General features: G+C 62.7%; 13 protein-coding genes. 1 reads left to right on the top strand and 12 read right to left on the bottom strand.

All coding sequences use genetic code 11. From position 1 onward, the window contains the following. Positions 1–855 precede the first annotated feature (855 nt). The 12 genes from HS968_RS03630 to HS968_RS03575 all read right to left on the bottom strand — a co-directional run bounded on the left by HS968_RS03630 (position 856) and on the right by HS968_RS03575 (position 13,779). The gene (locus tag HS968_RS03630) at positions 856–2,151 is read right to left on the bottom strand and encodes an adenylosuccinate synthase (protein ID WP_182370186.1); all 1,296 of its coding nucleotides are present in this window, start codon (positions 2,149–2,151) and stop codon (positions 856–858) included. A gap of 56 nt (positions 2,152–2,207) precedes the next feature. Continuing rightward, a complete protein-coding gene (locus HS968_RS03625; RefSeq protein ID WP_179623758.1) occupies positions 2,208–3,395 on the bottom strand; it encodes an ATP phosphoribosyltransferase regulatory subunit in 1,188 nt (395 codons plus the stop codon). A 37-nt stretch (positions 3,396–3,432) separates the two neighbouring features. Beyond that, a complete protein-coding gene (locus HS968_RS03620; protein WP_106737288.1) occupies positions 3,433–3,618 on the bottom strand; it encodes a DUF2065 domain-containing protein in 186 nt (61 codons plus the stop codon). A 105-nt stretch (positions 3,619–3,723) separates the two neighbouring features. Continuing rightward, complete coding sequence (hflC, locus tag HS968_RS03615) at positions 3,724–4,593, bottom strand: protease modulator HflC (RefSeq protein ID WP_119692001.1); 870 nt, start codon at positions 4,591–4,593, stop codon at positions 3,724–3,726. Continuing rightward, entirely contained in the window at positions 4,593–5,762 is a 1,170-nt protein-coding gene (gene hflK / locus HS968_RS03610) for an FtsH protease activity modulator HflK (RefSeq protein WP_119692002.1), read from the bottom strand. The genes hflC and hflK overlap by 1 nt, the downstream gene beginning before the upstream one ends. A gap of 97 nt (positions 5,763–5,859) precedes the next feature. After that, a complete protein-coding gene (hflX, locus tag HS968_RS03605; protein WP_182370185.1) occupies positions 5,860–7,161 on the bottom strand; it encodes a ribosome rescue GTPase HflX in 1,302 nt (433 codons plus the stop codon). 13 nt (positions 7,162–7,174) lie between these two features. Next, positions 7,175–7,435 carry an RNA chaperone Hfq gene (gene hfq, locus HS968_RS03600; protein ID WP_106737292.1) on the bottom strand — a complete coding sequence of 87 codons (261 nt, stop codon included), beginning with the start codon at positions 7,433–7,435 and terminating at the stop codon, positions 7,175–7,177. Positions 7,436–7,535: 100 nt separating this feature from the next. Beyond that, on the bottom strand, positions 7,536–8,510 hold the full coding sequence (gene miaA, locus HS968_RS03595; protein ID WP_182370184.1) for a tRNA (adenosine(37)-N6)-dimethylallyltransferase MiaA: 975 nt from the start codon (positions 8,508–8,510) through the stop codon (positions 7,536–7,538). Continuing rightward, positions 8,510–10,390, bottom strand: a complete 1,881-nt coding sequence (gene mutL, locus HS968_RS03590; RefSeq protein ID WP_170965142.1) for a DNA mismatch repair endonuclease MutL — start codon at positions 10,388–10,390, stop codon at positions 8,510–8,512. Before mutL ends, miaA begins: the two co-directional genes overlap by 1 nt. After that, complete coding sequence (locus tag HS968_RS03585) at positions 10,390–11,814, bottom strand: N-acetylmuramoyl-L-alanine amidase (RefSeq protein WP_202884199.1); 1,425 nt, start codon at positions 11,812–11,814, stop codon at positions 10,390–10,392. Before HS968_RS03585 ends, mutL begins: the two co-directional genes overlap by 1 nt. 10 nt (positions 11,815–11,824) lie before the next feature. Next, complete coding sequence (tsaE, locus tag HS968_RS03580) at positions 11,825–12,253, bottom strand: tRNA (adenosine(37)-N6)-threonylcarbamoyltransferase complex ATPase subunit type 1 TsaE (RefSeq protein ID WP_249929088.1); 429 nt, start codon at positions 12,251–12,253, stop codon at positions 11,825–11,827. Between the two features lie 26 nt (positions 12,254–12,279). Then, positions 12,280–13,779 (bottom strand): NAD(P)H-hydrate dehydratase, encoded by a 1,500-nt coding sequence (locus HS968_RS03575; protein ID WP_238338909.1) that lies wholly within the window; start codon positions 13,777–13,779, stop codon positions 12,280–12,282. A gap of 61 nt (positions 13,780–13,840) precedes the next feature. Between HS968_RS03575 and queG the strand changes: the two genes are divergently transcribed. Beyond that, positions 13,841–14,905: a tRNA epoxyqueuosine(34) reductase QueG gene (gene queG, locus HS968_RS03570; protein ID WP_182370180.1), complete on the top strand. Its 1,065-nt coding sequence runs from the start codon at positions 13,841–13,843 to the stop codon at positions 14,903–14,905. The last annotated feature ends 70 nt before the right edge of the window (positions 14,906–14,975 follow it).

Genomic DNA, 14,975 nt, shown 5'->3' with positions numbered 1-14,975 from the left:
GCGCCCATTGGATTGATACTGGCCTCAACCACATAGACGCGCGCATCACGCGATGCCGCGTCGACCAGCTTGTCCAACGGCGAGTCACCCTGCCCCGCCGCGATCAGCTCGCGCACCTGAGCACTGCTGCGATTGAAGTTGCGCGTCAGCCGCTTGCCTTCACCGTCGTAGATGATGGCGAACAGCACGGCCGGTTCCTGCTGAGCGATACGCGTGAGCGCGGTCAGCGCCGGAATATCCAGATCCCAGATGGATTTCGGAGCGACGCCTGCGAGCAATTGCGCCAGCGCCTGGCCGGATTGCTTGAGATTGCCTTCAAGCACGACACGAAGCTGCTGCTGCTCATCCTTCAATTGCCCGGAAAGCCCTTCACCAAGACGGGTGCGGGTACTGCTGGCCAACGCTGCCAGGCCCTGACTCATCTCGCGCTCAGCCATGCTCAACTCTTCGCCCAGGCGGCGACTCTCACCACCCAGACGCTGCGCCAGATCCTCGACCATGCCGTCGACCGAAGCACGCATCAACCACACCGCCAGCCCGACCTGCACCAGCATGGCCAGACCGAGCGCAACGAACACAGGGCGCAGCAAGCGGCTGCGCAACATGGAAAGGATGGCGAACACTGGGGACACTCCTCAACGACCGTATCAGCTATAACGGCGACTTCCGGGATTTATTGAGCACAAGCAAAGCGCATGCCCAGGCTCGCACTGAAAAACGGCGATAAACCAACCAACAGCCAGCAGTATGGGCGCAAAACGCGCCAGTGGCGCCGCCCAGCAAAACAAACACCACGAACAGGAAGGCAACAAAAAAGCCGCCCGAAGGCGGCTCTTTCAGCTCGACAAACGTCGATCAGGCGAACGGATGACGCAGTACGATGGTTTCGTTGCGATCCGGACCGGTGGAGATGATGTCGATCGGCGCACCGACCAGCTCTTCCACGCGCTTGATATAGGCACGAGCGGCCTCCGGCAGCTCTTCCAGGCTCTTGGCGCCCAGGGTGGACTCGCTCCAACCCGGCATTTCCTCGTAGACCGGCTGCAGGCCGATGTAGCTGTCAGCATCGGTCGGCGCATCGACCAGCACCTGACCATTGGCATCCTTGTAGCCGGTGCAGATACGGATGGTTTCCAGACCGTCGAGCACGTCCAGCTTGGTCAGGCACAGGCCGGAGATGCTGTTGATCTCGATGGCGCGACGCAGGATCACGGCATCGAACCAGCCGCAGCGACGGGCACGACCAGTGGTGGCACCGAACTCATGGCCACGCTTGGCGAGGAAGGCGCCGATATCGTCGAACAGTTCGGTCGGGAACGGGCCGGAACCGACACGGGTGGTGTAGGCCTTGGTGATACCGAGGATGTAATCCAGGTACAGCGGGCCGAAACCAGAGCCAGTGGCAATGCCGCCAGCGGTGGTGTTGGAGCTGGTGACGTAAGGGTAGGTGCCGTGGTCGATGTCCAGCAACGAGCCCTGAGCACCTTCGAACATGATGTCCTTACCGTCACGGCGCAGGTCATGCAGCACGGCGGTGACGTCGGCCATCATCGGCTTGAGCAGCTCGGCGTACTCCATGCACTCATCCAGAGTCTTCTGGAAGTCGATGGCCGGCTCTTTGTAGAAGTTGACCAGCTGGAAGTTGTGGTAATCCAGCAACTCACCCAGCTTGGCGGCAAAACGCTCGCGATGGAACAGGTCACCGACGCGCAGACCGCGACGAGCCACCTTGTCCTCGTAAGCAGGGCCAATACCGCGGCCGGTGGTGCCGATCTTGGCATCGCCACGCGCCTTCTCGCGCGCCTGATCCAGGGCCACATGATAGGACAGGATCAGCGGGCAGGCCGGGCTGATGCGCAGACGCTCGCGCACCGGTACGCCCTTCTCTTCCAGCTTGGTGATCTCGCGCATCAGCGCATCAGGTGCGACGACCACACCATTGCCGATCAGGCACTCGACGCCTTCACGCAAGATGCCGGACGGAATCAGGTGCAGGACGGTCTTCTCACCATCGATCACCAGGGTGTGGCCAGCATTGTGGCCGCCCTGGTAACGCACGACTGCGGCAGCCTGCTCGGTGAGCAGATCGACGATCTTGCCCTTGCCCTCATCACCCCATTGGGTGCCCAGGACGACGACATTCTTACCCATAAACTTGTCCTCTTCGCGCAAGCTTCGATGCCGGCCGCGGGCCGGCGAAAATGAATTCAGGACGCCAGGGGCGCCACCTGCCAACGTCCATCGCGCAGCGCCAGCAGGCGGTCACAGCCTGCCTCGCGCGCATCCGCCTCGCTCTGCCCGGGCAGCGCCTGTACCACGCGCTCGCCCTCACCACGCAGACGACGAACGGCCTGCCACAGATAGAGGTCATGATTGTCCGGCGCCCAGACGCCACTCACCACCTCATCCAGACGCATGTCACCCAAGGTCACCAGGGTCTTCAGGTCGGTGGAAAAACCAGTCGCCGGGCGCGCCCGGCCAAATACCGCACCGGTGTCGTCGTAACGACCACCTTGAGCGATGGCACCACCCTCACCAGGCACAAAGGCAGCGAATACCACCCCGGTGTGATAGTTGTAGCCACGCAACTCACCCAGGTCGAAGTACAGCGGCAACTCCGGATAACGCAGCTCCAGAGCATCAGCAATGGCCACCAGTTCATCGAGCGCGGCGTGCACTTCATCGGGCGCCTCGACCAAAGCAGCCTGAGCCAGATCCAGCACGTCACGCCCACCGCACAGCTCGGCCAGCGAGCGCAGCATGCTGCCCAGCCCTGCCGGCAGAGCCGCGGTCAGGGTTTCGATTTCATCCATGGCCTTGCGCTGCAATGCATCGAACAGTTGCTGCTCGGCCTCACCTGACAGACCAGCGGCGCGCGCCAGGCCACGGTAGATACCGACATGACCGAGATCCATGTGCACGTCCGGCACCGCAGCCAGCTCCAGGGTTTCCACCAGCAGACTGATCACTTCGATGTCACTGGCCGGGCTGGCATCGCCATAGAGCTCGGCGCCGAGCTGAATCGGGCTGCGCGAAGTGGTCAATGCACGCGGTTTGGCATGCAGCACACTACCGGCATAGCACAGACGGCTGGGGCCTTCGCGGCGCAAGGTGTGCGCATCGATGCGCGCAACCTGCGGCGTGATGTCGGCACGAAAGCCCATCTGCCGACCAGATAGCGGATCGGTGACCTTGAAGGTACGCAGGTCGAGATCCTGGCCAGCGCCAGTGAGCAGGGATTCCAAGTACTCGATATGAGGGGTGACGACGAACTCGTAACCCCAGCGTTGAAACAGATCCAGCACCTGGCGGCGTGCCGCCTCGATGCGCGCCGCTTCCGGCGGCAGTACTTCTTCGATGCCATCTGGCAGCAGCCAGCGGTCTACCGTTGCCATTTCGCCATTCCCCTCTTGAACCGGGCGGCACAAGCCTTCAGTGAAGCAGATAAAGAAGAGCTGTTCCCAGCAGCATGCTGGCCAGCCCCATCAGGCGCAGTCGGTGGTCGGACAGGCGAATTGCCTGCAATACCGCTCCGCGCCAATGACGCGGATAGAGGAAGGGCAGGATGCCTTCCAGCACCAATACCAGACACAGTGCGATGCCAAGTTCCTGCCACATGATTCCCACAGACGCAAAAAAGCCGGGATTTTCCCGGCTGCCGCATGATACCACGTTTTACTTCGAGGTCACCCTGGCGACGCATCGCGCCGCCAGGGTTGCCGATCAACGCTTGGACTTTTCCAGGTAGCGGAAGAAATCGCTACTCGGGTCAAGCACCAGCACATCGCGCTTGTCAGCGAAGCTTTCGCGGTACGCCTGCAGACTACGGTAGAAGGAGTAGAACTCCTGATCCTGACCATAGGCGGCAGCGTAGATGGCGGCAGCCTGGGCGTCACCATCACCGCGCAGCTCTTCGGACTCACGATAAGCCTCAGCCAGAAGTACGCGACGCTGACGATCGGCATCAGCGCGAATACCTTCAGCCAATTCACGACCCTTGGCGCGGTGCTCGCGGGCTTCCCGCTCACGCTCCGTGCTCATCCGCTCGAACACGCTACGGTTGACTTCACGCGGCAGATCGATGGCCTTGACTCGCACATCGACAACCTCGATGCCCAGCTCACGCTCGGCAGCACGGTTGAGGGTCGCAGTCACGTCAGCCATCAATGCATCACGCTCGCCGGATACCGACTCGTGCAGAGTACGCTTACCGAACTGGTCACGCAGCGAAGCTTCCAGACGACGCGCCAGACGCTCATCAGCGACTTGCTTCATGCCGGAGGTGGCCTGATAGAAGCGCTCGGCATCCTTCACCCGCCATTTGGCATAGGCGTCGACCATCAGCGCCTTCTTTTCCAGGGTGAGGAAACGAGAAGACGTCGAATCCAGCGTCAGCAAACGGCCGTCGAAGATACGCACCTGGTTGACGTAGGGGATCTTCACATGCAGGCCAGGCTGCACATCAGGCTGAACCACTCGCCCGAACTGCAACAGCACCGCACGCTCGGTCTGCGCGACGATGTAGAAGCTGTTCCACGCCACCAGGGCCACAACCACGGCCACGATCAGGCCGATCAGGGACTTGTTGCTCATCAACGGCCCTCCCGAGTACGCAGGTTACGCTGCGACAGATCGCTGCTCAGCGGCACGGCCGAATCACGCGTTGTCGAATTGCTGCTGTTGGCAGAACTGGAGGAAGAGGCACCGCCACGGCTGTCGATCATCTTGTCCAGCGGCAGATAGAGCAGGTTGTTCTGCCCCTTGTCGCCAGTGACTAGAACCTTGCTGGTGTTGCTCATCATTTCCTGCATGGTGTCCAGGTACAGACGCTCACGAGTGACCTCAGGCGCCTTGCGGTACTCGGTCACCAGCTTGGTGAAACGATCAGCCTCACCCTGGGCGCGAGCGATGATCTCGTCGCGATAACCGTTGGCTTCCTCCAGCAGACGCTGGGCCTGGCCGCGCGCTTCCGGAATCACGCCATTGGCGTAGGACTCGGCCTGGTTCTTCTCACGCTGCTCGTCTTCACGCGCACGGATCACGTCATCGAACGCTTCCTGCACCTCACGCGGCGCAGCGGCACTCTGGATGTTCACCTGGGTGATGGTGATACCGGTGCGATAGTTGTCGAGGAAGCGCTGCAGGCGCTCACGCACCTCAGTGGCCATCAGCTCACGACCTTCGGTCAGCACCTGATCCATCTCGGTGGAGCCCACGACGTGACGCACGGCGCTGTCGGTCGCATGCTGCAGGCTGACTTCCGGCTGGTCGACGTTGAGTACGAAGTCCTGCAAGTTGCTGACGCGATACTGCACGGTCAGTGGCACTTCGATGATGTTCTCGTCCTCGGTCAGCATCGCGCCTTGCTTGCTATAGGCACGCTCACGAGTGACGTTCTCCTGGAACTTGCGATCGATCGGCGGGAAGTAGATGTTCAGACCCGGCCCAACGGTCTCATGGTATTTGCCGAAGCGCAGCACCACGGCCTGCTCCTGCTCGTCCACCACATAGATCGCACTGTAAAGCCAGATCACCGCCAACAGGCCGAGACCAACGAACAGCAGACCGAAGCCACCGCCACCACTGCTGCGTCCGGAATCGTCGTCACCACGTTTCTTACCGCCGCCGAACAAGCCATTGAGGCTTTCTTGCAGCTTGCGGAACGCTTCGTCGAGATCCGGCGGGCCCTGGCGCCCACCGCCTTTGCGGCCGCCCCAAGGGTCTTGATTGTTCGAGTTTCCACCCGGCTCATTCCAAGCCATAGCGTTCTCCGTACTGATAAAGCAAAGGCGCGCCCACGGCGCGCCGGCCAATGCTACCCAAAGCCCTATGGAGACAGCAAAGCCACTGTCCCAGGCTTTATTGCAAAGTATGTTGCTCGATGAACGCCTGAGGCTCCAAGCCCTCGCGGGACACCAGGCGATTGAGTTCGACTCTCGGCAGTCGCACCGACAGCAGACTCTGCCCCAGCTCATCGTGTCCTTCGTTTTGCACTGCGCCCAGGGCGAAAAACTGTGCACGAAGCCGTCCGAGGCGTTGCGGCAATTGCAGGGTGCCGACGAACAAATCATCGCCAAGCAGCTCTGCCACAGCCTGACGCAACAATTCCAGGCCACGCCCCTCACGAGCAGATAACCAGACTCGCTGCGGCCTGCCATCTGCATCGCGTTGAATCTGCGGCTCGACACCATCCAACAAATCCAGCTTGTTGTATACCTCGAGCATCGGTAATTCGTGCGCGCCGATCTCCTTGAGCACAGCTTGCACCTGCTCGATCTGCGCCATGCGCTCAGGTTCATGGGCATCGATCACGTGCAGCAGCAGATCGGAATTGCTCGACTCTTCCAGCGTAGCGCGGAAGGCCTCGACCAGCTTGTGCGGCAGGTGGCGAATGAAACCCACGGTATCGGCCAGCACGATGGGACCGAGGTCGTCGAGTTCCAGACGACGCAGGGTCGGGTCAAGCGTGGCGAAGAGCTGGTCGGCCGCATACACATCGGAAGTGGTCAACGCGTTGAACAGCGTGGACTTGCCGGCGTTGGTGTAACCGACCAGGGAAACCGAAGGAATGTCCGCGCGCTTGCGCCCGCGCCGCGCCTGTTCACGCTGGCTACGCACCTTCTCGAGCTTTTGCTTGATCTGGCGAATACGCACACGCAGCAGGCGGCGGTCGGTTTCCAGCTGGGTTTCACCCGGGCCGCGCAGACCGATACCACCCTTCTGCCGCTCAAGGTGAGTCCAGCCACGCACCAGACGCGTGCTCATATGGTCGAGCTGCGCCAGTTCGACCTGCAGCTTGCCTTCGTGGGTACGCGCACGCTGGGCGAAGATATCGAGGATCAACCCGGTACGATCGAGCACGCGGCATTCGAACGCACGTTCGAGGTTGCGCTCCTGGCTCGGTGTCAGGGTGTGATTGAAGATGACCAGATCGGCCTCTTCAGCCTTGACCTGATCACGCAGCTCCTCGACCTTGCCACTACCGATAAGGTACTTGGCCGTCAGGCGACTGCTGGGCACGCTAAAGAAAGCGACCATGTCGGCACCTGCCGACATGGCCAGCTCCTGGAACTCCTGGGGATCTTCGCTCGCCTCGGAGTCTTGGCCGTCCAGATGAACCAGGATGGCCCGCTCACCGCCCTCATGACGCTCGAAGAACAATGCAACCCCCTATTTAGGCGTTACCCGGCTCGGCATCGCCTTGCTCGGCATCACCAGCGCTAGGCAGGCGTACCGGACGGCTAGGCACGACGGTAGAAATGGCGTGTTTGTAGACCATCTGGCTGACGGTGTTCTTCAGCAGAATGACAAACTGGTCGAAAGACTCGATCTGGCCCTGCAGCTTGATGCCGTTGACCAGATAGATGGAAACAGGGACGCGTTCCTTACGCAGGGTATTCAGGTAAGGGTCTTGTAGCGAATGCCCTTTTGACATGTGCCGCACTCCTTTCGAGGATCAATTTCAATAATTTTAGTAAGTAAACAATGGCTTCAGACCGCCTCACCCCCAAGGATAGACGGCCAGCGGCAAGGTCTCAGTTCAATATGGAGACGCTTTCCAGGTATTTCAAGACGCGAGACAGATTGTCGCAGGCCAGACTGTCCAGCCAGTGCAAATCGTCCCAACCGCGCAACCAGGTGAATTGACGCTTGGCCAACTGCCGAGTGGCAATGATGCCGCGTTCGACCATCTCGTCGTGGGTCAGATCGCCATCCAGATATTCCCAGACCTGGCGATAACCCACTGCCCGTATAGACGGTAATCCCGCGTGCAAGTCACTTCGACTGCGCAGAGCTTCGACCTCTTCGACAAAACCCTGTTCCAACATCACTCGAAATCGTTGTGCGATGCGCTCATGCAGAATCTGACGCTGCGCCGGTGCGATAGCAAGCTGAGCAACAGTATAGGGTAATTGCCCGGTGGCCGATGTGCCCGCGTCGGGATTTCCTGCTGCCTGACGGCGACGGTGCTCGGTCATGCTCAAACCGCTGACCCGGTAGACCTCGAGTGCTCGCGTCAGCCGCTGCGGATCATTGGGGTGAATGCGCGCAGCCGACTCAGGATCGACCTCGGCCAGCTCTCGATGCAAAGCCTCCCATCCTTCGGCGGCGGCACGCGCTTCCAGTTCGGCGCGCACGACCGGGTCGGCACTGGGCATATCGGCCAGTCCCTGCAACAAGGCCTTGTAGTACAGCATGGTGCCGCCCACCAGCAGCGGGATGCGCCCCTGTTCAGCACTGTGCGCCATGGCCGCCAGCGCATCGGCGCGAAACTCCGCCGCCGAATAGCTCTCGGCCGGGTCGCGAATATCGATCAAGGCGTGGGGAAATTCGTCGAGAATGGCACGCTCAGGCTTGGCCGTGCCGATATCCATGCCGCGATAGACCAATGCCGAGTCGACGCTGATGAGGTCGCAGGGCAGCAGACGGGCGAGTTCGAGCGCCAGGTCGGTCTTGCCGGCAGCGGTAGGCCCCATCAGGAAGATGGCGGGTGGCAAACCTGCAGCCATCAGCGCCCCCGCAGGAACAATTTGTCGAGGTCATCCATGCCCAGTTGAGTCCAGGTCGGACGACCGTGGTTGCACTGGCCGCTGCGCTCGGTCTGCTCCATGTCACGCAGCAGGGCGTTCATCTCGGGAAGGGTCAGGCGCCGATTGGCGCGCACCGCGCCATGACAGGCCATGGTCGCCAGCAACTCGTTCAGATGCGCCTGAATACGGTCACTGGTGCCGTACTCCAGCAAATCGGCCAATACATCACGCACCAACTGGGTGGCCTCGGCCTGTTTGAGCAGGGCCGGAATCTGGCGAATCGCCACAGTTTCTTCACCAAGGCGCTGCAACTCGAAGCCCAGGCGCTGGAACCACTCGCCGTGCTCCTCTGCACAATCCGCTTCGCGCTGGCTGAGGGCGATGGATTCCGGCACCAACAGTGGCTGCCCACGCAGCCCCTCACTGGCCATGGCCTGCTTCAGGCGCTCGTAAGTGATGCGCTCATGGGCGGCGTGCATGTCCACCACGACCATGCCCTGAGCATTCTCGGCGATGATGTATACGCCCTTGAGTTGCGCCACAGCATAACCAAGCGGGGGAATGTCGCCTTGCTCCTGCGGCAGGGATTGAGGCTGCGCCGCCGGCAACGGAGAAAAATACTCGCGGTAAGCAGCCTGGGCCTCGCCAGCCGATACGCCAGGGTTACCTACAGGCTGCTGGTAGCCAGCGCCACTGCCGCGCCAAGCCGGCTGCACGCTGGGCGCTGGCGCTTCAAGAATGCTGGCGGCCAGGCCCATTTCCCCTTGCGGCCCGAACTCACCGGCAGCCAGCCCTGTCGGGCGCACCATGGGCGATACGGCCGCTGGAGCGGCGACCTGATCTTCCGGGCGGACATCAGCCAGAGCACGGTGCAGAGTGCCATAGAGGAAGTCGTGCACCATGCGACTGTCGCGAAAACGCACCTCGTGCTTGGTCGGATGAACGTTGACGTCCACTGTCGCCGGATCGATTTCCAAAAACAGCACGAAGGTCGGATGACGGCCGTTGAACAACACATCGCGATAAGCCTGGCGCACCGCATGGGCCACCAGCTTGTCGCGCACCATGCGCCCATTGACGTAGAAATACTGCAGATCCGCCTGGCTACGGGAGAAGGTCGGCAAACCGACCCACCCCCACAGCCGCAGGCCACCGCGCTCTATCTCGATCGGCAGCGCCTGTTCCAGGAAGGCCGGCCCGCAGACCGAAGCCACTCGCCGCGCACGGCTGATCTCATCGCCCGCCTCATGCAGGCTGAGCACGGTCTTACCGTTGTGGCGCAGATGAAAGCCGACATCGAAACGCGCCAGCGCCAGACGCTTGATCACTTCCTGCAGGTGATCGAATTCGGTCTTCTCGGCACGCAGGAACTTGCGTCGCGCCGGGGTGTTGAAGAACAGATCACGCACTTCCACCGAGGTGCCCACCGGGTGCGCAGCTGGCTGCACCCGCGGCTCCATGTCGCGACCCTCGGTCTCCACCTGCCAGGCCTGTTCGGCATCGGTGGTGCGCGAGGTCAGGGTCAGACGCGAGACCGAACTGATCGATGCCAGCGCCTCGCCGCGAAAGCCCATGCTGAGCACGGCTTCGAGGTCTTCCAACTCACGAATCTTGCTGGTGGCGTGGCGCGCCAGGGCCAGCGGCAGGTCGTCGGCCGCGATGCCGCCACCGTCGTCGCGCACCTTGAGCAGCTTGATACCGCCCTGCTCCACTTCGACATCGATGCGCCGAGCACCGGAGTCCAGGCTGTTTTCCAGCAGCTCCTTGGCCACCGAAGCCGGACGCTCGACCACCTCGCCCGCGGCAATCTGGTTGGCCAGGCGCGGGCTGAGCAAATGAATACGGGACATGACACTCACTACTGGGCCGCCAGCGCTGTGGCAGGTATCTGTAATGTCTGGCCAACCTTGATCACATCGCCATTGAGCTTGTTGGCGCTGCGCAGGGTGGCAAGGCTGATCTGGTAGCGCTGAGCGATCAGCGCCAGGCTTTCACCACGAGCCACCACATGCTCACGCGGGCCGGCGGCGATCTTGCCCTCGTCACGCAGCCAGGCCACGTACGTACCAGGCGGCGGGTTTTCGTGGAAAAACTGCCGAACTCCGGAAGTGATCGAGCGCGCCAGTGCCTGCTGGTGGCTGGCAGTGTGCAGTTTCTTCGCCTCGTTAGGATTGGAGATGAACCCGGTTTCCACCAGGATCGAGGGAATATCCGGCGATTTCAGCACCATGAACCCTGCCTGCTCGACGCGGCGCTTGTGCAGCGGGGTAATGCTGCCCATGTTCGACAGGACTTTCTGCCCGACATTGAGACTGGAAGACAGCGAAGCAGTCATCGACAGATCCAGCAACACGCCAGCCAGCATCTTGTCCTTGTCGTCGAGACTGACGTTGCCGGCACCACCGATCAGATCCGACTGGTTCTCGGCATCGGCCAGCCAGCGCGCGGTTTCCGACGTGGCGCCGCGCTCGGACAGGGCATACACCGAGGCACCGAACGCCGAAGAACGCGGCGCGGCATCGGCATGAATGGAGACGAACAGATCGGCGCCCTTCTTGCGGGCGATCTCGGTACGTTTGCGCAGCGGGATGAAGTAATCCCCCGTACGCACCAGCTCGGCACGGAAGCCCTTCTCGGCATTGATCTGCCGCTGCAGCTCCTTGGAAATGGCCAGGGTCACGTTCTTTTCGTACTGCCCCTTGACCGGCGAAAGCGCCCCAGGATCCTCACCGCCGTGACCAGCATCGATGGCGATGACGATGTCACGTTTGCCGTTTGGCACAGGCGTCAGCTTGGGCGGCGGCTGGGTCGGTGTCACCGGTACAGGTGGTGCAGTAGCGGCGACACTGGGCGTCTGGGCAGGCGGCGCACTGCCCTGGTCGAACAGGTCGACCACCAGGCGATGCCCGTACTGCTGATTGGGCGCCAGGGAGAAACTCTTCGGCGTCACCGGGGCCGACAGGTCGATGACCACCCGCAGGTCATCGGCACTGCGCTGAGCGGAGCGGACACCGGTGATCGGAGTATTGGCGAGCGAAAGCTGCTCGAGATTGGTCGACAGCTTGGCACCACTGACATCGATGACGATGCGGTCAGGCGCTGCCAGGGTAAAGACACTGTGCTGTACCGGGCCGGACAGATCGAAAACCAGGCGAGTGTTGTCCGGGGCACGCCACAAACGCACGCCACGTACATCGGAGGCAGCCAGTACCTCGGCAGCCAGGGCAGCCCACAACACTGCCACTGCGGTAACCAGCGCGCCTATGCGCATACCCAACCCCATCGATTCTTATCTAAACCTTGCCGCTCAGGGCCTTGCACCAGGCATCCCCTCGAGTCCCATGCCCTTGCAGCAACAGCGAACGGCCGCTCGCTTGGGGGCTAATGGTAATGTCCAGGTCAGGCTTTGGCAAAACGCCCTCGCCACGCTGCGGCCACTCGATCAGGCATAACGCGTCGCCTTCGAAGTAGTCGCGGATGCCGAGAAACTCCAACTCCTCCGGATCGACCAGGCGATAAAGGTCGAAATGAAACGCCCGCAGTGCGCCGATCTCGTAGGGCTCGACCAAGGTGAAGGTCGGGCTTTTCACGGCCCCGGCATGGCCCAGGCCACGCAGAATACCGCGTGACAACGTGGTCTTGCCTGCCCCCAGATCGCCATGCAGGTAGATGACGCCCACCCCACCGCTGACCGCAGCGATACGCGCACCAAGAGCCAGCATCGCCGCTTCGTCGGCGGCTTCGAGCTTCAATTCACACAAGGACACAACTCCTCCAGTAACAGACGAATGGCGCAGGGTAGATCACCTGCCGCCAGACCACGTCCCTGCGCGGCGAGCATCTCACCCGCCCGCGCATGCAGCCAGACCGCCAGGCTGGCCGCCTCGAATGCCTCCATGCCCTGCGCCAGCAAGGCGCCTATCAGCCCCGCAAGCACATCGCCCAGGCCAGCACCAGCCATGGCCGGATGCCCGCGATCACACAACACCAGGCGTCCATCCGGCGCCGCGACAAGACTGCCGGCGCCCTTGAGCACCACGACCAGACCGAAACGCGCGGCCAGCGCACGCGCCGCTGCAGGACGATCCGCCTGCAACGCTGCACTATCGATGCCCAGCAAACGCGCGGCTTCGCCCGGATGCGGCGTCAGCACGCCCTGGAGCGGTGCAGACACCTGGCCGGCGGCCAGAAGATTCAGCGCATCGGCATCCCAGACCTGTGGCAGATCAAGACCAGCGACGGCAGACAGCACACTACGCGCCCAAGCACCCTGCCCCAGTCCAGGGCCCACTACGCAGACATCGGCACGCTCGATCAGTGCGATCAACTGATTGGCCGAGTTCACCGCTGCACACATGACCTCCGGCCGGCGCACCAGGGCCGCCGTGACATGCTCCGCACGCGTGGCCAACGACACCAGGCCAGCGCCAGCACGCAAGGCACTGTCGGCACACAACAGCGCCGCACCGCCCATGCCCAGGTCGCCGCCCACCACCAGCACATGACCAAACTGGCCCTTGTGCGCGACCGGCGAACGAGCAGCCAGGCGCGGCAGGTTGGCAGGATCGAGGCGCTGCGCCAGGCTGGGAGCATGCGCCAGCAAGCGCTCATCGCCCTGCAGGTCATCGAACTGCAATTCCCCGCACAGCTCCGGCCCTAGCCCGGTGAACAGCCCCAACTTGAGAGCGATGAAGGTCACGGTCAGATCGGCACGCACCGCCACACCAAGCCGTGCCCCCGTCTCGGCATGCAACCCTGACGGAATATCCACCGCCAGCACCGGCAGGCCGCTGCGATTGATCAGGCGTATAGCCTGGGCATAGGGCTCGCGCACATCGCCAGCCAGGCCGGTACCGAGCAAGGCATCGACCAGCACGCCGGACAACGGCGCGCACTCGCTCCATGACTCTATAGCCCCCCCTGCACTGCGGGCCTCCATGCACGCCTGAGCGGCATCCCCGACCAGGGCCGCAGCGTCACCCACTGCCAGCACCCGTACACGCCAACCCGCGCGCAGTGCAAGGGCAGCGATCAGATAACCATCCCCGGCATTGTTGCCGCGCCCGGCCAGCACGGTGATCTCGCCGGCCTCCGGCCACTTCCGGCGCAGAACGCGCCAGGCCGCATGGGCTGCACGCTGCATCAGCTCGAAGCCCGGCGTACCGGCTGCAATCAGTTGTGCATCCAGCGCACGCACTTGCTCGGCGCTGTGCAGGCTCAAGGGCAGAGAAGCGGGAAGTCGATGCATGGCTCGCTCAGGGCAGATGTCTGGCAGAATTATACGCACGTCCAACGCCAGCGCCCGCCCCATGTCCGACCACTCCCTCGACCTCAATGCCCTCGCCCTGTCCATCAAGGACTGGGGGCGCGAGCTGGGCTTCCAGCAAGTTGGCATTGCCGATGTCGAGCTGGGCGAGCACGAAGCGCACCTCAAGCGCTGGCTGGCCGCTGGCTATCAGGGCGAGATGGACTATATGGCCGCGCACGGCGACAAGCGCTCGCGCCCGCAGGAACTGGTGCCGGGCACCCTGCGTGTGGTGTCGCTACGCATGGATTACCTACCCGGTGATACACAGATGGCTCAGCGCCTGAAGGAACCAGAGCAGGCCTATGTGTCGCGCTACGCCCTTGGCCGCGACTATCACAAACTGATCCGCAAGCGCTTGCAGCAACTGGCCGAGCGCATCCAGCAGCAGATCGGCCCATTCGGCTACCGCGCCTTCGTCGACAGCGCACCGGTGCTGGAAAAGGCCATCGCCGAGCAGGCCGGACTGGGCTGGATCGGCAAGAACACGCTGGTGCTCAACCGCAAGGCCGGCAGCTACTTCTTTCTCGGCGAACTGTTCGTCGATCTGCCGCTGCCGGTCGACGCCCCGCACGGCAGCGAACATTGCGGGCGCTGCAGCGCCTGCATGGACATCTGCCCCACCGCCGCCTTCGTCGGCCCTTATGTACTGGATGCGCGGCGCTGTATCTCCTACCTGACCATCGAGCTCAAAGGCCCAATCCCGGAGGAGTTACGCGCCCCCATCGGCAACCGGGTGTTCGGCTGCGATGATTGCCAGATCGTCTGTCCCTGGAATCGCTTCGCCCGCCCCACCGAACAGGGCGACTTCCAGCCACGCCATGGCCTGGACAACAGCGGTTTGGCCGAGCTGTTCCTGTGGACGGAAGAGGAGTTTCTCAGCCGTACCGAAGGCTCGCCGCTGCGCCGCGCCGGCTACGAGCGCTGGCTGCGCAACCTGGCGGTCGGCCTGGGCAATGCACCCTCGACGATCCCGGTACTGGAAGCCTTGCAGGCGCGGCGCGAGCACCCGTCAGCGCTGGTACGCGAGCATGTCGAGTGGGCACTGGATCGACACGGCGCCTTATAGCCGTGGCGCAATCCGGGAGCGGTGATGTCCGCCTCCCCGGATTGCATCCGGGCTACGGAGCCAGAGGCAG

Origin of the sequence: Pseudomonas berkeleyensis (genome assembly GCF_014109765.1) — a bacterium.
GTDB classification, from domain to species: domain Bacteria; phylum Pseudomonadota; class Gammaproteobacteria; order Pseudomonadales; family Pseudomonadaceae; genus Aquipseudomonas; species Aquipseudomonas berkeleyensis.
The sequence above is the reverse complement of the archived record's forward strand: the minus strand, read 5'-3'. Positions and strand labels throughout refer to the sequence as shown.